This is a genomic window from Polyangium jinanense (genome assembly GCF_028435265.1).
GTDB lineage: Bacteria > Myxococcota_A > Polyangia > Polyangiales > Polyangiaceae > Polyangium > Polyangium jinanense.
In genome coordinates, this window is record NZ_JAGTJK010000099.1 from 1 (window position 1) to 20,268 (window position 20,268).

A 20,268-nucleotide genomic window follows, 5' to 3' on the forward strand; every position below is an offset into this window, starting at 1 on the left:
CCGCTGCCGCCACCGCCGCCGCTGCCGCCCGCGCCGCCTGCGCCGCCTGCGCCGCCGCTGCCGCCCGCGCCGCCGCTGCCGCCATCGCCGCCGCTACCACCAGCGCCGCCCGCGCCGCCGCTGCCACCCATTTCACCGAGGATGCGGCCACGAACTCGGTAGCTGTCGAACGGCGCGCCCAGCATGAACCGGCTGTAGAGCGCCAGCGTCTTGCCCGTGCCGTCCGAGGCCAGCCCCGTCGGGCGGGTGTCCAACCCCGGAGGCGCCACCGTGAACACCGGCTCGACCATGCCCGCGGGGCTCATCTCCACGCCGCGCAGCGCCACCTCGCACCCCGCTGCCGTGGCCTCGCGCTCGCGCCAGGTCACCACGATGCGCTGCCCGTCGAATGCAGCCGAGGGGAAAGCCTTCGGCTCGGAGTCGCCGCACCCATTCACGATCGGCGCGATCACGAACCCGTCCGGATCGAGCACGGTCCCGGCGGGGCTGACGCGCGCGCCGCGCAGGACGTGGGCGCCGCCGCCATCCTTCGAGACCCACACCACCACGTGGTTCTGCCCGTCGAAGACGGCCGCCACCGGGTGCTCGACCAGAGGCGCGGCGGACGATGCGATGGGGAAGAGCGCCGTGTCCACCAGCGTGCCCGTGGGGCTCATCCGCGCCCCGCCGAGGCTGCTCCCCATTCCGTACGTCGCGAGGTGATTCGTGCCGTCGAACGAGAACGCCACGGGAACGGAGTAGACGTCCGGGAGATCGATGGTGAACGGTCCGCTCACCACGCCCTGGTCATTCAGGAACGCCGCGACCGTGGTGAAGGAAACGTACTCGTCGAAAGCGATGAATAACGAGCCGGCAGGACTGTTCGCCATCTTGAACGTCGTGCAAGCGACCCCGAACAGGCCGACTTCACCGAGCACCGCTCCCCCCGGGCTCACCCGGGTGACGGTGGACCAGCCGCCGCACCCTTGAGGGTGGTAATCGGTCGTCTCCGACAACACGATGAAATTCGTCCCGTCGAAGCCGACGCGGTACGCATACCGGTACAAGCCCGTATCGCCAGGCTCGCTCGGAATGCCAGGCACGACCTCGATGCCATTGGGATCGAGGATCTGGCCGTCCGGCGCGACCCGCGCGCCGAACACGCCGCCCATCCCGCCCGCGCGCGTGTCAGTCCAGACGGCGAAGTAATTCGTCCCGTCGAAGGCGAGCGCGGGTCCTTGCTGCCCGTTCGTGCCGGTGGCGACGCGGCTCGGCGGCGCCGGCAGCGTGCCGTCCGCCGCGACGCGCCTCGCGCGCAGGTTCGTGTGGATGAGCTCGTAGTCGAACAGCCCGTCCGCGAAGATCAGCAGCGCCTCGCCGCCGCTGGCCGCCGCCGCGAGATCCCGCCCTTTCCCGACGTCGAGCGGAGCGGCGTCGAGGGGGACCCCCCCCGAGCTCAGCCGCGCGGCGCGCATCGGGGTGAAATCGTCCGTTTCCGTCCACACCCGCCAGAACACGGTGGTGACGCCGCCGTCGGAGGCGATGGCGAGATGGGTGCCCGGCTCCCCCGGCGACAGCATATCGAGGACGATCCCGCCAGGGTCGAGCACGGCCCCGGCGCTCGTGACGCGGGCGGCGGAGACAACGCTGACGTTCTGCGCGAAGTCCTCATTCGACCAGGCTGCCACATAGCTGATCCCATCGAAGGTGAGGGCGAGGTCGTCGGTGTACGAATTGGAGCTGATCGGGCCGACGGGGAACGGCGCTGCCTCGACGGGCGCGCCCTGCGCGTCGAGGCGGATGGCGCTGAGCTCGAATCCTTGGCTCCAGCCGAGCACCAGGGAGCCCGTGCCGTCGGAGGCCACGCGCAGGGGGCGGAGGGGGCGGGCAGGGTAGGGGTTGAGCTTGATGGGCACCGTGACCATGGGCCCGACGACGCCGGCCGGCGTGATCTGCGCGGCGCAGATGTGGCTGTTGTTGGTGCAGGGCCACACAGCCTGATAGGCGGCGCCGTTCCAGGCGAGGGCCGGCGGGGAGCCGAGCCAGCCTGTCGCGGCGATCGTGAGGGGGGTGGCGTCGAGGATCGCGCCACTCGCGTCCAGGCGGACGCCGCACTGGTTGCAGGCGGCGCCGGGAGCGCCCGCGAAGGTCACGAGGAAGCCCGAGCCGTCGGAGGCGACGGCCGGCTTGCTCCCCCGGCCGATGCGGAAGGCCGGCGAATCGAGCGGCGTCCCGTCCAGCGCCACGCGCGCGGCGTAGAGGGGGACGTTGATGGTGCCCTCCCCCGCGAAAGCCTCCCGCGAGTCCTCCCATACGACGAGGTACTGCCCGTCGCCGTAAGCGATCGCCGGGGCTTGCTTCACGCCGTCGACGTCTCCTAGGACCGGCGCGTCGAGGCCGATCTCGGCCCCCACGGTCAGGTAGAGGGGGTCGGCGGGCGTTCTGGGCTCGGCGCCGGGCAGCGAGAGCCCCGGCCCGCGGTCGGCCGCGGCAGGCGCGTCCGCCATCCCGGGCCGGTCGGCGCACGACGAGAGGAGCGCGGCGCCGAGGGTGAGGGGTACGAGGGTGGAAAGAGAAGAGAGGAGGCTCAGCGACGGTCGCCTGCCTCTCTGACCGAAGAATGATGGGAAAAACGGTAACATAGCTAAGAAGCCTATCGTCCACGGGACGTCCTCGACAACAGGTTTGTCACACGGGCCTCCATTTCGCTCCGTCCGTTCTTGACGCGAGCCCCTCGCGTCGAGCCTCGCGACGCTCGCCGAGGAGCGTTGCTCGATGCGCTCGCGGCTGGCGTCAAGGCGGCCGGCGTCGAGGTCCGGCACCGCGCTGATCTTCCCCCGAACTCGCCACGCATCGACCTCGGCGCGGGCCCATCATGACCGCGGCGGATCCCACGGAAACGGACGGCAAATGCTCGCTCCTCCGGCCTGCTTGTCACCGCTAGGACATCGAGCGGTTTGCAACCGCTCGATGTCCTAGCTCTTTTGTCCCGAGGGGGACGCCTCGCGTCCCCCTCTCGTCCGGGCAAAGCCCGGCCGATTCACCCCCCGAGGGAAGATCGCTTCGCGATCTTCCGAGCATCGAACCGGTCGATGCTCTAGCCGCACACCATACCCACCGCGAGGAAAACGGCGCTCCCGGCCCCGACGAAGACGCACGCCTCGTAGGCGCAGCAGTAAGCGTCCTCGAGCATCGGCGAGGTCAAAGCAAGCACCTCCCACTGCGAAAGCGGTCCGAGGTCACGGGCGAGTGCGGAAATCGCTTCACGAACGAGCGCGTCGTTGTCGTCGGCGCCGAGACGCCCGTCCTGCACGAATAGGCGCAGGTACGCCACCGGATCGACGCTTGTTCCCGTGATCGTGAAGCGCGAGACTTCGTTCCACGGCGCGACAAGATTGCTCGGCACGACGACGAACGGGTTCCTCTCCGGCGCGCGGAGGAGCAAGCCGTCCGCGTCGCGCGCGACGATCTCGACCCTCCGTGCGTCGCGGACGGCGCCGACGAGTGTCTCGGTTGCCCGCGCCGCGAAGAGGAGCACTCGGTCGAGCCCCGAGAACGCCGAGAGCTCCGGGGCGCGAAACGTGGCGAGGGCCTCACCAAGAGCCCCTTTGGAGCGGAGGAGCGCGAGCGCCTCCGCGATCACACCCGCTTCGATCGCCACGGAGTGAGAGTACCTTCGCGCCTCGGGCGAACAACCCGTTTCTTTCGATGCCGCGCCCCCACGGCGCTCCTCCAGGATCCGGAGGCCGAGGTGGCAGAAATGAAGGAGGCTGAATCGGTGGCGGAAACCCGATGTCGAGCGCGGTCCGGGCGCCTCGACCTCGGGGGAGATTTTCGACGAGGGCCGGCCGGCTGGCCGAGGGGCCCCGAGCCCCTTGTGTGCGCCGAGCTCGGGCCTTTCGATGCCGCCTCGCCTCGCCGTCGCCCTCGACCACGCCGCGATCACCCGCCTCGACGCCGGCCCCCGCGGCAACGTGCGGCTGCGACGAACCCACGGCGAGCCCCTCGCGTCGAGCCTCGCGACGCTCGCCGAGCAGCACGCCGCGACGTGTTTCCGCCGCCTTGGTTTCCGCCACTCTGACCCCCCCGGATGCGGGGGCGGCGGAAATACGACGTCGAGCGCGGTCGGGGCGCCTCGACCTCGGGGGAGATTTTCGCCGAGGGCCGGCCGGCCCGCCGAGGGTCCCCGAGCCCCTTGTGCGCGCCGAGCTCGGGCCCCTCGACGCCGCCCGGCCTCGCCGTCGCCCTCGACCTCGGCGGGATCGCCCGCCTCGACCTCGCCCCCTCGAGCTCTTCCACTCCCAGTACGCGGGCGCCGGGGCGCAGATCGCCGAGAGGTCGAAGCCTGGGTTCATTGAAATGCGGGAATAGGAGCCCTTCCACGGGCGTATCGAACACCCGATCAGGTCACACAGTCCCGCCAAGTAAACCGGCAAGCGACACGGATCGGGAGCACCATGGATCGCGCGCCTGACCACAGTTGAAGATCACGCGCGGATGCCGGGCGTGCTATACTTACATCTCATGCCACCGATGGGTTGGAGTCGTGTCTTCTAGATCGGTACGAGGACGTCGGGCCGTCATGTGCGCGCAGCTCAGGTGGCTCGCCATGCTTATCCCTCTCGCCGCGTGCGGCACCAATGCCGGAGATATCAACGTCGGCTCGAAAGACGCGGGTGCACGCGTCCAGCCCGTAGGGCCGCCTCACGTAGCTGCAGCTCCAACGGCTGTGGCGTCCGTCGCGTCACCCGTGCCGGCCCCGTCGGTCTCGGCGTTGGACTCCGCCCACCCGGAGCGCCAAACTAAGGTATGGATCATCGCCGAGGATGTGCGGCTCTCGGAGACACAAGCTCGACCTCACGGGCCGCCTCCTGCGAAAGGCGCTTGTTTCGACATATCGAAGGCTAAGCCTCGCCTCGCACCCGCTTGGCAGATCGACCGCTGCTCCACCGTGCGCGGCTACTGGGGCATCGGTGCTGTGCTCGTCCCTGAGACACAGGCGGGGGTCGCTGGATATCGGGTCCTACGGCCGTTCCGATTCGTTCGTGAGCGCAACCCATCACTCGGATGGCCTTCATGGTACGCGCTCGATGCAATCATCGTCGACAACGGCTGGATCGAAGCGAAGTCGCTCGACTCGCTTTCCCTGCCGACGGAACGGAAGGATCCTCTCTTCGAAGATCCCGTGACGATCAAGGGCACTCTCCGAAAACCGCCCTCGAACATCAGTCGTCTGTGGGAGCATTTCGACAATGTACGAGATGTGTTGGATTTGGCGCCATACGGGCAGAACAGCCTTCCGATCCTCATAGAGGTGAATGGGCCGTGACGAGAGCCGTGACGTTGAGCTGCCCGACTATACGGCGATAACGAAGCGCATAGAGGGACGGACCATCTCCTAGACATCGACCTCGACTCTCCTTCTGCCCGCAGCGCGGTCGGGGCCTCGACCCCGGGGAAGATTCTTGCCGAGGCCCGGCCGGCTCGTCGAGGACCTCTCGACCCCTTGCGCGCGCCGAGCTCGCCGAGCTCGATGCCCTCGACGCGGCCCCGGCCACCCCGTCGCCCTCGACCTCGGCGGGATCGCCCGCCTCGACGTCGACCCCCGCGGCAACGTGCGGCTCGGCCGAACCCCTCAGCGAGGCCCTCGCGTCGAGCCTCGCGCCGCTCGCCGAGGAGCTCGCCGCGCGTCGATTCCGTCGCCTTCATTTCCGCCACATCGACCCCCCCGGATGTGGGGGTGGCGGAAATACGACGTCGAGCGCGGTCGGGGCGCCTCGACCTCGGGGAAGATTTTCGCCGAGGGCCGGCCGGCCCGCCGAGGGCCCCCGAGCCCCTTGTGCGCGCCGAGCTGGCCGAGCGCGAGGCCCTCGACGCGGCCCCGGCCTCCCGTCGCCCTCGACCTCGGCAGGTCTACGCGTGGGACAGAAAAAGAACGTTGCGCGTATGCGCGAACTGTGAGAAGGCTGGTTGTTCCGGGCACTCCAAGCTGTCGCAGAATGAAGCGACCCCCACGCCTCCAAGGGGCGTACACAACAACCCAGAACTTAAAGGAACGAATTCATGACTGTGTCCAACTTAATGGCCGCGCTGACGGATGACCAGCTTTCGCTGTTCCGGAACGCTGTTCGCAATGGTCATTACCGCCTACTCCTGGGGGCTGGCTTTTCTAGAAGTTCCATTGGCCCTGATGGGAAGAATCTTCCATTGGGTGGTGAGCTTGCACGTGAACTCGCAGCAGCATTCGACCTTCCCGCCGATTACCCACTCGCTTCCCTGAGCGACGCTATCCCGCCCGATGCACTGAGCAAATTTCTTGTAGCCAAGTTCCTCGGCTGCAAGGCCTCCACAACGGTGCGCACGCTGCCCAGCTTCATTTGGCGCCGCATCTATACCTACAACATCGATAATGTCCTCCTCGATGCCTACCACGACAACGACCGGGCTCTACAGAAAATCCAGTGCGTGACACACAGCGATCCCTTTCAGGACCGGGATGAACCAGGCTCAGTCCAGGTGGTGTATCTACATGGATATGTCGAGCGCCCCGAAGCAGGCTTCGTCTTCTCGACCAGATCGTACGCGGGGCATGTCGATGAACACAACGTGTGGGACTACATATTTGCCGACGAGATCCAGGAGAAGCCCTTCATCGTCATGGGCTGCGCATTAAACGAATTTGATCTCGAAGTTTTTCTTAAGCGGCGCGACAAGTCGCATAAAATCCGATCCAGATCCGCACCGTCGCTATTCGTTACCCCACACGTAGATTCTATTGTTGAGCGAGTTTGCGAGCGTCATGGCCTGACGATCGTGAAGGCGACGGCGGACGAGTTCATTTCGCAACTTAACGAGGTGGTACCCGACCGTCCCACTGTAATCGATTTGCTTCGCCCCAAAACAACGGCCGCACTGTTCGGGAGTGCATCCGCCGAGAGAATCTTCTTTAGTCAATGGCGCCACGTGGGCGACGCGGTGTCACAGTCCGCTGGTCAAGCGCCCCCCCATATTCTTACCGGCTGCGAGCCGAACTGGGATCATGTTCGCAGAAACGAGATATTGCCGCGTACGGATACCGCTAACCTGGCGGCGGGCGTCTTACGTTGGGCCTCGAATCCTGCCCGCTCTATCATACGCATTGTATTTGCGCCCGCTGGCTCAGGCAAAAGCTGCTTGCTGCTCGATGTGGCTACCACTCTAGCAAACCAGAAGGTTGCTACATTCTTCTGGGATGGCGACGCAAGAATGTCGGTCGACGAAGCGGTCACCATTCTAAAAGGGGCAAACGAGCCTGTTGTCCTAATGGTGGACCGGGTCGGCGATCACATCGACCAACTGGTAGACCTCATCTACAAGTTGGAGGGGAGTAAGGCAAGGGTCCTGATCCTCGGCGTTGATCGCGGCGTCCGGCAACAATTTATAGACGGACTGACGAAGGACAGCTTCTACGAAAGCTCGTCAATGGCGACGCTCACGCTAGACGAAGCGCTATCCTTTGTGGCGGCGTTGCGCAAGCAAGGGTTATTGGGGGCGCGGGCCGGGTACTCTGATGGTGTGCTTGGCCGCGAGATCACCGGCGGCGATCTACTGTCTGGTCTTGTGCAACTCTCCATGAACGTCAGCCTCGCGTCGCGAATGAATGACGAGTTGCTACAATTGAGCGATCGCGGCCGCAGAATTTACAGCGTTGTCTGTCTTGCTCATACACACGCGCACTCCGCGCGAGAGGGAATTGTAAGGGCTGCTGCCAAATGTAGCGCAAAGGAACTCTATGATGCGTTAGACGGGGAACTCCGCGCGCTGGTCCTCCCAAAGCCGGACGGTACGCTGTTGACGCGACACCGGGTGGTAGCAGAACAGACGTACGGTCTTCTTGGGCGCCGGTCTTACGACGTTCATGTTGCACTGGCACGGGCATTACGTCCGTACGTAAGTCGCGAGGCCATCAAGCAGCGCCAGCCAGAGGCTAGGCTGGCTGGGCGACTGCTGGATGCAGAGTTTGTCGAGGGCATGCTTCAAGAACGTGCCGCAGAATTCTACGAAGAAATCGCCCCAGATTGGCAGTGGAACAGCCGCTATTGGGAGCAACGCGCGCTATTTACCGTGCCCACAGATCCAGACAAGGCGCTACGCTATGCCGAGCAGGCGGTTGGCATCGAGAACCACCCACTGCCGCTGACGACACTTGCAAAGATCCAGTTCACCGTCGCAGAGATGCGAGGGTATGCCCGCTTCGAGGACAGGCGGCTGGTCCTTGATGCGCTGGAGAGTGCAAAAGAAGCCGTGGTAATTGCAAAACGTCGGCATCGGCACGAGGTGCACCCGCACGATGTGGCAGTCCGTGGCGCCATCACATTCCTAAAGTATGCCAAGGCGCACAGTATCAGCCTGAGCGAGTGGCCAGGCTGGGCAACAATGGACTTCATTGCCATGGACCTGCGGCGCGTTCACCCACGTGGCAGCGCAGAGCAACTCCGGAAAGATTGGGAGCGTGCTTTAAATATATACCGCTCCGCATGAGCCGAACCACTTCCACGCGCCCCCTCGTCCCTGTCACGCTCGCCCGCCATCTCGCGCCCCTTCCTGCGGCCCGACCCTCACCACGGCCGCCTCTCGATAGACCCGCTTCGCCGTCCCACCCCCGTAGTACGCCGCCATTTTCTTCTCGGACAACCACGGCGTGACAATCGTCCGCAGCCGCGGCTCCTTGTGCCGATAATCGATCACGTCCCGCGTCCCCGTGATCTTCTCCGGGATCCACCCCGACCCCTCGGGCGCCCCGTCGAGCCCGTCCCCCACGTCATCCAGCACGAGCACCGTCGCCGCTTTCGCCACCTGCCGCGCCTCGCGCGCCGCCGCCGAGGTCCCTCGTAGCTCCCGCGTCGCCACAAATCGCGCCCCCCCCGGGCGATCCGAACCTGCTCCGGTAGCGCGACCTCCTCATGGACCGGCCTCCTCAGCGCCCCCGTGGTCGCGACCGGCCTAGAAGGCGCCGCCCGTGGTGCGTCGAGGCATGGCTCACCGCGAACGATCAGAGCGTCTTGCCGATCGATTGAGGTTTCCTACACGCCAACAGGACGGATCTCCCGAAAACGGATGCCCGACCGCAAGTATTGGGCGATCTACCAGGACCACGTGTGTAGCGCCGCCCTCCGCATTGCTCGGGAGGTCTTCGCGATCCTTCGGATCCCCGTCACGCTGGTCCACGTCGCCTACCCATGGACGAACACCCGGACGGGCCTCCCGGATCGCTACCCCATTCTTTCCGTAGCGTTCGACATCGAGACCTTCTTCCAGCTCAGGCTCGAAGCGATCGACCCCTCCGATTCGATGGCTAATTTCGAGCACCGCATGGAGCACAAGAAAAACTCGGGCCTCGACCCGATCGAGCCCCTCACCCCCGAAGACCTGGAGCAAAACCAGGGGTGAGCCTCGCCTACCCGGGGAGGACCCGCTTCCACGTCGCCGGCCGCACGCGAGGCGTTCGTCACGCACGAGCGTCACGAGCGCCCTGGAGACGAGAGCCTGGCCCGTCCCGTACGCCCGACGAGCCACCCTCACGGACACCTGGTCCCCGTCACACTCCCCAACGACGTCGAGCGACGTCGGACACGGGAGCGTGTGGGTGCGGAGGCGAGGAGATGTGAACGGGGACACGGGGAAGCTCGTCGAAGGGACGAGGCCGTGTCTCCGGAGACTCGGGGTCGTGCCCTCCGGGCTTCGAGACGGGTTGGCCGGAGCACGGTCCCGAGGGGGGCGGGGCACGGCGCCGACGCAGCGGGGCCACAGGGTCGTGACGCCGGAGGCGCGAGACCGTGCCGCCTCGCGTTCGACCTCGATCGGCCGGCGAACGACACAGCCAGTCGCCGAGGACGAGGTTGCCCCCTGGGGGCACGGGGTCCTGGCAGGAGCCTGTCGCACGCAAGGCTCGCGCGCGTCGGGGGATGGCCGGAGGAGTGGAGGAGGCTCGGGAAGAATGGATCGGCGACAACCCCCTGCGCGCGCGCTTGCGCAGGCGCAGACGCCTCCGGTACGGTGTTCACCGTGTCTGGCCCTACGGAGCTCGACTCGCTGATGGCACGCGCGCGGAGCCGCGTCTGGTCGCTTTACGGCATCGTCGCTGGCATCGTCGCTTTCATTTCGATGTGCGCGGCCCTCACCTACACGCCAGCGCTCCGATGGTTTCTCACGGCGTTCATGTGGTGTTGTGGGTGCATGGCCGTTCTCGGGTTGGGCTATCTATGGGTTCGAGCGCGCGTCGCCGCGACACGACGATTGATGCAGCTCGTATCCGAGGGAGCCCTCAGGCTCGCGAATATCGAGCTCACGCAGGTCGAGCTCGAAATCTTGCCGTTCGGAGCCGAGGTCGACATCGAAATCACGTCCGGCGAGCACCTCGCCTTCGGGTTTTGGCGGCGTGACGATGCCGATGCGCTGATCGCGTTGCTGCGGCAGCTTGCCGTGATCTGAGTGGCGTGTCGTCACCCGCGCTGGCGACGTGCGCAAGGCGGGGTGCGCTCGGCCGGCGGACACGCGAGGCGGCGTACAAGGCACCTGGGGTCCATGAGTACCTGTAGCTCACGACACAAAATAGTGAACAACGGAAGAGCGGAAAGCTCTTGCGTTGGAGCTCGGCGGAGGCTAGGGTTCGCGCCCGCTTCCCCGGAAGCACCCGTCCCCATCGTCTAGCCCGGCCCAGGACCCAGCCCTTTCAAGGCTGTTACGCGGGTTCGAATCCCGCTGGGGACGCTGATTCAAGACATCCAGCCGCGAACAGGGCCCACAGGTTCGCGGATCCCTCCACCCAGAACCGCTTCCCTTCGGGGGTCTCGATCGGCGTCAGCTTGATCGGACCCTGGAAGATGTTGCGGATCACCTCGCGGGCCTGCTCGGGCTTGCCGGGTCAATACCTCCTTCAGGTCGGCGCGTCGCTTCCCGGCCTCGGCCTCCATCCGCCGGGGTTCGTCGATGTGCGCGGATCACGGCATCCGGCTTCAGGTCGGAGCTCCTCGGACAGAACGGTCTCCGAGAGCCACGTGACCACGGTGGCTGGCGCGTCGAGTGTGTGAAGCCCCGAGCGTTCTGTGTCGAGAGGTTCGTCCGGGGCGCTGTTTGCGCGCGGCTCCCCTCCGCTCCCCCCGAGCCTCAGAACTCCGCGACGGCCTTCCGCGTTTTGCTGACGAGCCGCTCCGAGGAGCGCGGGGCCGAGGCGGTCGAGTTCGGTCTTCGAGGTGCGGCTGTGCCCTTCGACCCCGGAGGCTTCCCCTTGCAAAACCTGCCTACCGGGGCATACAGTCCCCAATCGAACAGCGAATGGACGAAGAGAAGCGCCGCAAGCTCATCACGACCGATGCGCGGGGGAGGATCGTTTTTGCGACGATTGCCCTGGTCATCCCGCTCGTGCTCGGGCTTCTCTTTCGACGCCAGGAGCTCCGGCTGCGTGCGCTCGCCGATCATGGCCGCGCCGGCACCGCGACGCTCACGGCCGTCACCCGACAAGGTTCGGCCTCGGTTTCCCATTACCGCTACGAGGTCGACGGCGTCGTTTACACGTGGAACGTCGACCGAAAAAAACTCCCGGGCGAGCCCGGTGAAACCTTCGATATCACGTACCTCCCCGAAGATCCGTCCCTGAGCCGTCCCGGTTCCTATTCGAACGTCGAGCTCGACGCCGAGCTCAATCTGCCTTTCCGGCGAGGTTTTCCGCTCGGGATCTTCGTCCTCTTCGGCTCCGCTGCCGCGCTTTGTCACCGCAACATCCGCCGCCTCCAGAAGGGCGCGCCTGTTTCCACCAAGCCTCGGATCTCCCCCGACGGCGCGGGGCGAATCGTCGCGGCCTTGCTCCTCGCTTGCGTGCTCGCCGTGAACCTCGATCCCAAGGTCCGCGCCGTGCAAATCGCCGCGTTCGGGCCCGCGCCGTTCGGGCTGCCCGCATGGCTCGTGGTCGCGCTCGTCGAAATTGCGCTGTTCGCGCCGTTTTTCTGGGTGTTTCCGCACTTGATGCGGCTCGTCCTCGGCCGATACACGCAGGGCGGGTCGCTGTCGAAGCTCGGGATCGTGCTCGCCGTCGCCCAGGCGGGGCCGGAGGAGAGGCGGTCGCGGCTCGTCGTCGTCGCCGGGCTCGTCTATTTCATCGCGCTCGTGACCGCCTGGATCGTGTTCGCCGACAGCCGCGGGATCTGAAGGCCGGCGGGCAGGCGCATCGAGATCGCTGTCGCGTCCGAAAACGGCCAGACATCGAGGCGCGGGCGCGCTACGAGGGGAGGGCGATGATGGATGCGGAGACCTGCTACCGAGCCCTCTGCGCGCGCGATGAGCGCTTCGACGGGCTGTTTTTCGTGGCCGTACAGACGACCGGCATCTACTGCCGACCCGTTTGCCGCGCCCGCACACCGGCGCGAGATCGGTGCGTGTTTTACCGGTACGCTGCGGAGGCGGATCGGGACGGGTTTCGCGCGTGTTTTCGCTGCCGGCCGGAGCTCTCGCCGGGCGGCGCGCCGCAGGACTCCGTGCCGCGCCTCGTCCGCGCCGCGCTCGCGCGAATCGAGGGCGGATTTCTCGACGAGGGATCCGTCGATGACCTCGGGCGCGTGCTCGGCGTGACCGGGCGGCACCTCCGGCGCGCGATGGAAGCCGAGCTCGGTGTGGCGCCCGTCGAGCTCGCTCAATCGCGGCGGCTCGCGCTCGCGAAGCAGCTTTTGCAGGATTCGTCGCTGCCGCTCACCGAGATCGCGTTCGCGAGCGGGTTCGGGAGTGTTCGGCGATTCAATGCGCTGTTTTCCGCACGGTTCGGCAGGCCGCCGTCCGCGCTAAGGCGCGCGCTCGGGGAAGCGGAGGCCGGCGCCGCCATCACGTTGCGGCTCGATTATCGGCCGCCGCTCGATTGGGATGCGCTGCTCACATTCCTCGCCGACCGCGCGATTGCCGGGGTCGAGGCTGTCCAGGGCGGCGTGTATGCCCGCTCGGTGCGGCTCGGCGAGCGGATCGGGTGGGTGCGCGTGATGCCCGCGCCGCAGAAAAACGCGCTCCGGGTGGAGGTCGCGCCCGAGCTCGCGGGCGCGCTCGGGCTTCTGCTCGGCAGACTGCGCGCGCTCTTCGATCTCGACGCGCATCCGCAGCTCATTGCGGAGGCGCTCAGCCGTGATCCGCTGCTCGCGCCGCTCGTCGCGCGTCATCCGGGCCTGCGCGTGCCGGGCGCGTTCGACGGCTTCGAGGCGGCGGTGCGCGCCATTCTCGGTCAGCAGGTCTCGGTGCGCGCGGCGACGACACTCGGCGGGCGCATCGCGAAGCGGTTCGGAACGGCCCTGGACACGCCGATCGCCGGCGTGACGCACCTCTTCCCGCCGGCATCCGTGCTCGCCGAGGCGCCCCTTTCCGACATCATCCAAATTGGTTTGCCCGCGTCGCGCGCGGGCTCGATCCAGGCGCTCGCGCGCGCCGTCACGCAGGGCGACGTCCGGCTCGAGCGCGGCGAGGATCCCGAGGCTGCCGCGGCCGCGCTCGTCGCCTTGCCGGGCATCGGCGCGTGGACGGCCCAGTATCTCGGCATGCGTGTGTATCGGTTTCCGGACGCATTTCCAGCCTCGGATCTCGGGGTACGGAAGGCACTTCGCGTGAAATCGACGCGCGAAGCGGAGGAGCGCGCCGCGGCCTTCAGGCCGTGGCGGGCCTATGCGGTCATTCATCTCTGGCAGGGCCTTTCAGAAGGAGCATTCAAGGAATGAATATGTTGTATGAACGCCGTATTTCGAGCCCTCTCGGCGAGCTCCACGTCGTCGCCTCGAACGAAGCGATTGTGGGCGTGTACCTGCCCGGGCACAAAGGCGCGCCGGTCATCCTTGCCCGCGATGGACGGGAGCATCCCGTCCTCGGCGAGGCCACGCGCCAGCTCGAGGAATATTTTGCCGGGCAGCGCCAGTTTTTCATGTTGCCGCTCGATCCACGGGGAAGTGATTTTCAGCGCGAGGTCTGGCGCGCGCTCCTCGAAATCCGCTTTGGCGAGACGCGATCCTACGCCGAGCTCGCGCGGGTGCTCGGTCGGCCGCAAGCCGCGCGGGCCGTCGGCGCGGCGAATGCGAAGAACCCGATCAGCATCATCGTGCCCTGCCACCGCGTCATCGCGGGCGACGGCGCGCTCACGGGGTATGCGGGCGGCATCGCAGCGAAGCGGTGGCTCCTCTCGCACGAGCAAGACCGCCACGCGCCCGGCCCCACCATTTCCTGAGCCTGTCGGCCCTCCGATCGCAAGTCCCTGGACACGCGGGGACCGTCTCTGCGATCCTGCCGACGCCAATGAGTGAATCCAGAAATCCCGCGCACGGCCCCGACGAGGCGCCGGTGCGGCCGGAGCTCTCCGACCTTCGCGCGCGCCTCCACGCGACCACCGACGCAGGCCGGCCCGAGGCCGTCGCCCGGCGCCGCAAGACCGGGCAACGGACGGCGCGCGAGAACATCGAGGATCTCGTCGATCCGGGCAGCTTCGTCGAGTACGGCGCGCTCGCATTGGCCGCGCAGCGGCAGCGGCTCTCGATCGAAGAGCTCGTCCGGGCGAGCCCCGCCGACGGGATCGTCTGCGGCATCGGCAGCGTGAACCGCGCGTTTTTCGACGACGAGCGCGCGCGGACGATGGTGCTCGCCTACGATTACACCGTCTTCGCCGGCACGCAGGGCGGCATGGGGCACAAGAAGCTCGATCGCATGCTCGCGCTCGCGGCGCAATGGCGCGTGCCGGTCGTGCTTTTCGCCGAAGGGGGAGGGGGGCGACCCAATGACACGGACATGCCGCTCGTCGCGGGCCTCGATACGCCGAGCTTTCTCTCGTTCGCCGCGCTCTCCGGCCTCGTCCCACGCGTCGGGATCGTCTCGGGCCGTTGCTTCGCCGGGAACGCCGCATTGCTCGGCTGCTGCGACGTGATCATCGCGACCGAGGACAGCTCGATCGGCATGGGCGGGCCCGCGATGATCGAGGGGGGCGGGCTCGGCAAATACACGCCCGAGGAGGTCGGGCCGATCGACGTGCAAAGCAAGAACGGCGTGGTCGACGTGCGCGTCCGGGACGAGGCCGCGGCCGTCGACGTCGCGAAGAAATATCTCGGCTATTTCCAGGGCCCAATCGCCGATTTTACGTGCGCCGATCAGCGCGTGCTCCGTGACGCCTTGCCGGAGCGACGGCGACGGGCCTACAAGATCCGACCGATCATCGAGACGCTCGCGGATACGGGCTCGGTCCTCGAGCTCCGTCGCGAATTCGGCACGAGCCTCGTGACCGCGCTCGTGCGTATCGAGGGACGTCCGTTCGGGCTCCTCGCGAACGACCCGTATCGCCTCGCCGGCGCAATCGACGCCGACGCCTCCGACAAAGCCGCGCGATTCATGCAGCTCTGTGACGCGTTTGGCCTACCCATCATCTCCCTCTGCGACACGCCTGGCTTCATGGTCGGCCCCGAGGCCGAAAAGACCGCGCTGGTGCGCCATACCTCGCGGATGTTCGTGACGGCGGCGAGCTTGCGGGTTCCATTTTTCACCGTGGTCCTCCGCAAAGCGTACGGCCTCGGCGCGCAGGCCATGGCCGGCGGGCACCTACACGCTCCCTTTTTCACGATTGCCTGGCCGACGGCGGAGTTCGGCGGAATGGGCGTCGAGGGGGCGGTGCGGCTCGCGATGCGCAAGCAGCTCGACGCCATCGAAAACCCCGAGGAGCGTGAGGTGACATTTCAAGCGATGGTCGCGCACGTGTACGAGCGCGGGAAGGCCATCAACACCGCGTCTTTCCTGGAGCTCGACGCCGTCATCGACCCGGCCGAGACGCGCGCCTGGATTCTTCGTGGGCTGAAATCGGTCCCGACGCCGGCGCGCCCGGAGGCGCGGCGGTTCGTCGATACCTGGTGAGCGTTTTCCTCAGCGGAACAAGGCCGCGCGCACCGACGCCGCGCAAAGCGCGACGGCCGTGTTCGCCTCGTCGAACACCTTGCCCATCGGCACGAAGCCGTGCACCTGCCGCTCGAAGCAGACGTAACTCGCCTTCGAGCCCGCCGCGGTGAGGCGCTCGGCGTACTCTCGCCCCTCATCGCGCAGCGGATCGTAGCCGGCCGTCAGCACGAGCGCGGGCGGCAGGTTTTCATGGCTCGGGTGGAGCAGCGGGGAGGCGCGCCAGTCGAGGTCGTGCACGGGGTCGCCGATGTAATGGTCGTGGTAATACGTGATCGAGTCACGCGTGAGCAGATAGCCCTGGCCGTTCGTCGTGTGCGAGGGCGCGATGCGGCGCATGTCGGTCGCCGGGTAAATCAAGAGCTGGAACGTGATCCCGAGATCCCCCGCGTCGCGCGCGGCGAGCGCGACCACGGCCGCGAGGTTGCCGCCCGCGCTGTCGCCGCCGACCGCGATGCGCGTCCCGTCGATCCCGAGCGCCTCGGCATTGCGCTGTACCCAGTACGTCGCGGCCAGGCTGTCGTCGACGGCGGCGGGGAACCGGTGCTCGGGCCCGAGGCGGTAATCGACCGACACGACCGCGCAGCCGGCGCCATTCGCGAGTGATCGACAGAGCGTGTCGTGCGTGTCGAGGTCGCCGATCGTCCAGCCGCCGCCGTGGTAATAGACGAGGACGGGTAAACCTGTGCCGGTCGTCGTGCCCGCGGGGCGGTACAGTCGAAGCGGGATCCTGCCGTGCGGCGCGTCCGCGTGGAGATCCCGCACCTCCGCGACCGCGGGCGGGTCGGGCTGCGTGAATCCGCGGCGCTCGCGGTACGCGCGCCGCGCGTCCGCTGGCGAGAGCGTATGCGCCGGCGGCAGGCCGCTGCGTTCCATGAAATCGATCAGAGCCCGGGCCTGGGGGTGCAACATGGGAGGCGGATCAGCGCATCAACTCGGCCGCGCGGTCAAGAACGAAGCGCAATCTTGACGGCCGGGCGCCCAAGCGGTCTCCTTGGTGTTCATGGCTCGTGACCCCTCCCCACGGCGTCGCTTGGTTTTCCTGGCCTTCGGAAGCCTCGCGGCCTGTGGGCCTTCGCCCGCGAAACCGTCCCCGCGCCCCGCGAACGTCATCGCGACGGCCCCGACCGACTCCGCGCGACCGCCCGCCCTTTGCCCCGACGTCCTCGCCGAAACTGCCCCGGTTCGAGATTGGTTCGCGCTCGGCTCCTCGGCGCCTTCGTCCTCCGCCACGCCCGCGGTGAGCCCGGGCGTCGTCTCTCCGTCGGCGGGCGCCATGACCTCTCCGGTTGCGATCTACGACGCCGAGGGGCGGCTCGTCGTCGCCTGGGCGGAGGCGCCGGGCGTTCGTTTGCGCAGGCTCGAAGGCGGGCGATTCCAGGATTTGCCGCCCATTGCAGCGGAGCAGTACCGCGGTTTTCCCGAGCTGATGCTCACCCGGGACAAGCAGGGCCGTGTGCTCGTGTCTTTCTTGGAGGATCTCCGCCCGCGCGTGTTCCGCGTCGATGGGACCCGCGTGCAGGATCTCTCGCCGAAAACGCCGCCGCCCGCCCGGGTGTTCGACATTCCGGGGCCGCCGCGGGCCGTCGCCTGTCCGGCCGTCGCCCACCCTGTCCCCCAGAGCCAGCTCGTGGTCGACGGCGACGGCCGACCTATGGTCGCCTGGGCCGAGCCGGGGCTCAGGGCCATGAAGGCCGTCGTGCACCGATGGACGGGCAGCGCGTGGGTGACATGGACGCTCCCCGAAATCGGGCCGCTCGATCCTTGTGCGCCGGCTTCGAAGAGCATCACCTTGACGGCGCACCCGAAGGGCCATCCCTACATCACGTTCCGGAAAGACAAAGCCTTCATCGTCGAGGCCTGGAATGGCAGGTCATTCTACGTGGAGTCCACGCTCATACCCGAGCACGACACGCTGTACATGGGTGATCCCTGGCTCGCGTTCGGCCCCCAAAACGTGCGCTTCAATGCGTGGAACGAGCGGGTCGCGCAGGGCGGCGTCCTACGGGAGCGCGTGCGTGTCTGGCGCAGCGACGAGAAGGGCTCCCGGATCATGAAGCAGCCGGCGGCTCGGCCGCTCGTCGGGCAGATCGTCGCGTTTGCCGGGGGAGAACGTCCGCGGATCGCCTTGCTCGATATGAGCGGCCCGCGCCCCGAGCTTCGATTCGTCGCGTGGGAAACCGACGCGCCGATCGAGCTCACGGGAGGCCCAGACGCCGCGGACTTTCCTCCCGCGAAAAGCTATGGTTTTCCCGCGGTCGCCTTGCCCGAGGGCTCGGCCCCGCCTGCGGTCGTGTATCGCACCGAAAACGCAATCGCCGCGCGGGTCTGGTCGGCGGGGTCGTATCGCGCGCCGGGAGCGGCAGCGGAAACGAACGAGGAGCTCGGGCGAGGCGTGGCCGAGGGCGTCCCGCCCGCGATTGTGATGCACGGGGGTCCTTCGTGGCAAATCTTGCACGACCCCCGAAAGGGGGCGGCGCCGGGCGGACAGCATGCCGGGCGAGCGCTCGCCTTCGGCGTCGAAATGGGTGCTTGGAGCCCCAACGAAGCAGGCGCGGCGCCGGGAAACTCCGTCTCGCGGAGCGAGGGAGCGTCGGTGGATCCGGCCATCGCCGCGTCGGGCGGGGCCGTCTGCGTCGCCTGGTCGGAGCGGGAAGGAGACGAGGGGCGCGTGCTCCTCCGGTGTCGTCGCTAGCGGGACGAGGCCTCGGCGCTCTCGCAGTGGGAGGCCTTCGCGCGGAGGGCGCCCATTTCCTCGCGCAGCGTGGCGAGCTCGCGTTCGAGCGCGTCGATCCGTTTGTCATGCACCTGCGTCGCAGCAATGGCCATGCTCGTGTAGCCGTACAGATCGACGCGCTCGCCGCTCGCGGCGACGGCCGCGCTCTCGGGCATGTCGTCGATCAAAAAGCCCACGTGCGGGCGCGCGGCGGCGTCCTCACCCTTGTAACGCCAGGTCGAGAGCCGCATCGCCATCGCCTCGTCGGCGAGCGCCTCGACCGCGCGCTCCGACAGGTAGCTGATGTCCTTCTTGTGGCTCACGCGCGAGATGGGGCAGCCGCCCGGGTTGTCCTTGGGATCACTCGCGGCGCACGTCAAAAGCACGCCGCACGTGCTGTCCTCTGGCCAGCAGGTCGCGCCCGATTGCGAGCACGGCTCACCCTCTTTTTCCGTCGTGCACACGGCCACGCCCTGCGGCGGCATCGCGCCCCCGTCGGGGATCTCGCAGACCGGGTCTCCGCAGGTCGTGTACCATTGCAACGATCCACCGCCGCCCTGGCCGCCGGTACCACCCTGGCCGCCAGCGCCTCCGGCCTGGCCGCCTTCTCCGCCCCCGCCCCCGTCGATCTTCGACTTGCAGCCGGACGCGGCCGTGACGAACAGACCCGCAAGCATTGCCACCATTCCAAGCCGAATTGCGTTCATATCGCTCTCCTCGGCGCCGCGCAGGACGCCCTCCGGAAGCGCGCGCCGGGCGCATCGCCGGCATTCGCCCCCGTCGCCCACTGTATCGCGTCGCCTCCGCATGTCTGTCCGGGATCATGGTTGTCCCCGCACTCGCCGGGGTGGGCTGCTCGGTGACCACGTTCGGCCGCGAACGAGGCCAGCCGGCCCCGTGAGACCGCCTCCACGTCCCGGACCTCCTCGCGCGGCGCGCCCGGGGCTTGCCCGTCGACCCGCCGCTGGGGCACACGTGGCTCTGAACGTTTGGCCCCCTGACGCCCCGCTTCTGCTACGTTGCTCCCCAGCGATGCCTCCAGCCCGAGATTGTCCTTGCTGCTCCGGTTTGCCCTACGCGCGCTGTTGCGCCCCCTATCACCGCGGTGAACGCGAGGCGCCGAGCGCCGAAGCGCTGATGCGCTCGCGTTTTTCGGCGTACGCGCGCAAGGAGTCGGCGTACGTCCTTCGCACGCTCCACCCCGATCACGAGGATCGCAAACGGCCCGAGGCCGAGGTGATGCGCGAGATCCGCGACGCGACCTCGACGCTCAAGTTCATGCGCCTCGACGTGCTCGACCACGACGGCCCGGACGAGGCCGGTTTTTCGCACGTCCTCTTCCACGCGCGCGTGTTCGAGAAAGGGCAGGACCGCTCGTTCATCGAGCTCAGCGAATTCGCACACGACGGCGTCGGTATTCGTTATCGGAGCGGCCGGCAGCTCGCCGCCGCGAAGGTAGCCGATCCCAAGGCCCTCACGATCGCCGCGTTCCAAGCGCTCTTGTAGAGCCCACCCATGGCTCCCCCCGGTCGGAAGAACTGAGCATTGGTCTCATCTGGGAGGCGCTGAGCTGGGGCGTTGCCCCAGGCCCCACCAGGGGCTATCCGCCCCTGGACCTGGACCAGCGCAAGCGCTGGACCCGGGGT

15 protein-coding genes and 1 tRNA gene are annotated in these 20,268 nt (G+C 67.5%); 11 read left to right on the top strand and 5 right to left on the bottom strand.

Annotated features, from left to right (window positions below):
- Together KEG38_RS52880 and KEG38_RS52885 are read right to left on the bottom strand one after the other, a co-directional pair.
- A partial coding sequence (locus KEG38_RS52880) for a hypothetical protein (protein WP_272428624.1) occupies positions 1–2,486 on the bottom strand: 2,486 nt, incomplete at its 3' end.
- A gap of 590 nt (positions 2,487–3,076) precedes the next feature.
- Positions 3,077–3,640: a hypothetical protein gene (locus KEG38_RS52885; protein ID WP_272428625.1), complete on the bottom strand. Its 564-nt coding sequence runs from the start codon at positions 3,638–3,640 to the stop codon at positions 3,077–3,079.
- 948 nt (positions 3,641–4,588) lie between these two features.
- Here KEG38_RS52885 and KEG38_RS56325 point away from each other — a divergent pair.
- Positions 4,589–5,308, top strand: a complete 720-nt coding sequence (locus tag KEG38_RS56325) for an SURF1 family cytochrome oxidase biogenesis protein (protein ID WP_372518252.1) — start codon at positions 4,589–4,591, stop codon at positions 5,306–5,308.
- A 734-nt stretch (positions 5,309–6,042) separates the two neighbouring features.
- Positions 6,043–8,499, top strand: coding sequence for a P-loop NTPase (locus tag KEG38_RS52895; protein ID WP_272428629.1), 2,457 nt, complete (start codon positions 6,043–6,045; stop codon positions 8,497–8,499).
- 33 nt (positions 8,500–8,532) lie between these two features.
- Here KEG38_RS52895 and KEG38_RS52900 read toward each other — a convergent pair whose 3' ends face one another.
- Positions 8,533–8,814, bottom strand: a complete 282-nt coding sequence (locus KEG38_RS52900; RefSeq protein ID WP_272428631.1) for a hypothetical protein — start codon at positions 8,812–8,814, stop codon at positions 8,533–8,535.
- Between the two features lie 261 nt (positions 8,815–9,075).
- On the opposite strand from KEG38_RS52900, the gene KEG38_RS52905 reads away from it, so the two are divergent.
- The 7 genes from KEG38_RS52905 to KEG38_RS52935 all read left to right on the top strand — a co-directional run bounded on the left by KEG38_RS52905 (position 9,076) and on the right by KEG38_RS52935 (position 15,867).
- Entirely contained in the window at positions 9,076–9,408 is a 333-nt protein-coding gene (locus tag KEG38_RS52905) for a hypothetical protein (RefSeq protein WP_272428632.1), read from the top strand.
- 615 nt (positions 9,409–10,023) lie between these two features.
- Positions 10,024–10,449 carry a hypothetical protein gene (locus tag KEG38_RS52910; protein WP_272428634.1) on the top strand — a complete coding sequence of 142 codons (426 nt, stop codon included), beginning with the start codon at positions 10,024–10,026 and terminating at the stop codon, positions 10,447–10,449.
- Positions 10,450–10,653: 204 nt separating this feature from the next.
- Positions 10,654–10,728, top strand: a tRNA-Glu gene (locus KEG38_RS52915).
- Positions 10,729–11,292: 564 nt separating this feature from the next.
- Positions 11,293–12,162, top strand: coding sequence for a hypothetical protein (locus tag KEG38_RS52920; RefSeq protein WP_272428635.1), 870 nt, complete (start codon positions 11,293–11,295; stop codon positions 12,160–12,162).
- Positions 12,163–12,248: 86 nt separating this feature from the next.
- Positions 12,249–13,703 carry a DNA-3-methyladenine glycosylase 2 gene (locus tag KEG38_RS52925; protein WP_272428637.1) on the top strand — a complete coding sequence of 485 codons (1,455 nt, stop codon included), beginning with the start codon at positions 12,249–12,251 and terminating at the stop codon, positions 13,701–13,703.
- Positions 13,700–14,203: a methylated-DNA--[protein]-cysteine S-methyltransferase gene (locus KEG38_RS52930; RefSeq protein WP_272428639.1), complete on the top strand. Its 504-nt coding sequence runs from the start codon at positions 13,700–13,702 to the stop codon at positions 14,201–14,203. Before KEG38_RS52925 ends, KEG38_RS52930 begins: the two co-directional genes overlap by 4 nt.
- A gap of 68 nt (positions 14,204–14,271) precedes the next feature.
- A complete protein-coding gene (locus KEG38_RS52935; RefSeq protein WP_272428641.1) occupies positions 14,272–15,867 on the top strand; it encodes an acyl-CoA carboxylase subunit beta in 1,596 nt (531 codons plus the stop codon).
- 9 nt (positions 15,868–15,876) lie between these two features.
- Here the strand turns inward: KEG38_RS52935 and lipP1 are convergent, their stop codons facing one another.
- Complete coding sequence (gene lipP1, locus KEG38_RS52940) at positions 15,877–16,818, bottom strand: LipP1 family hormone-sensitive lipase (protein ID WP_372518253.1); 942 nt, start codon at positions 16,816–16,818, stop codon at positions 15,877–15,879.
- A 364-nt stretch (positions 16,819–17,182) separates the two neighbouring features.
- On the opposite strand from lipP1, the gene KEG38_RS52945 reads away from it, so the two are divergent.
- On the top strand, positions 17,183–18,601 hold the full coding sequence (locus KEG38_RS52945; RefSeq protein ID WP_272428644.1) for a hypothetical protein: 1,419 nt from the start codon (positions 17,183–17,185) through the stop codon (positions 18,599–18,601).
- Here the strand turns inward: KEG38_RS52945 and KEG38_RS52950 are convergent.
- Complete coding sequence (locus KEG38_RS52950; RefSeq protein ID WP_272428646.1) at positions 18,598–19,329, bottom strand: tail fiber domain-containing protein; 732 nt, start codon at positions 19,327–19,329, stop codon at positions 18,598–18,600. The genes KEG38_RS52945 and KEG38_RS52950 overlap by 4 nt on opposite strands.
- A 325-nt stretch (positions 19,330–19,654) precedes the next feature.
- Between KEG38_RS52950 and KEG38_RS52955 the strand changes: the two genes are divergently transcribed.
- On the top strand, positions 19,655–20,128 hold the full coding sequence (locus KEG38_RS52955; protein ID WP_272428647.1) for a YchJ family protein: 474 nt from the start codon (positions 19,655–19,657) through the stop codon (positions 20,126–20,128).
- Positions 20,129–20,268 lie beyond the last annotated feature (140 nt).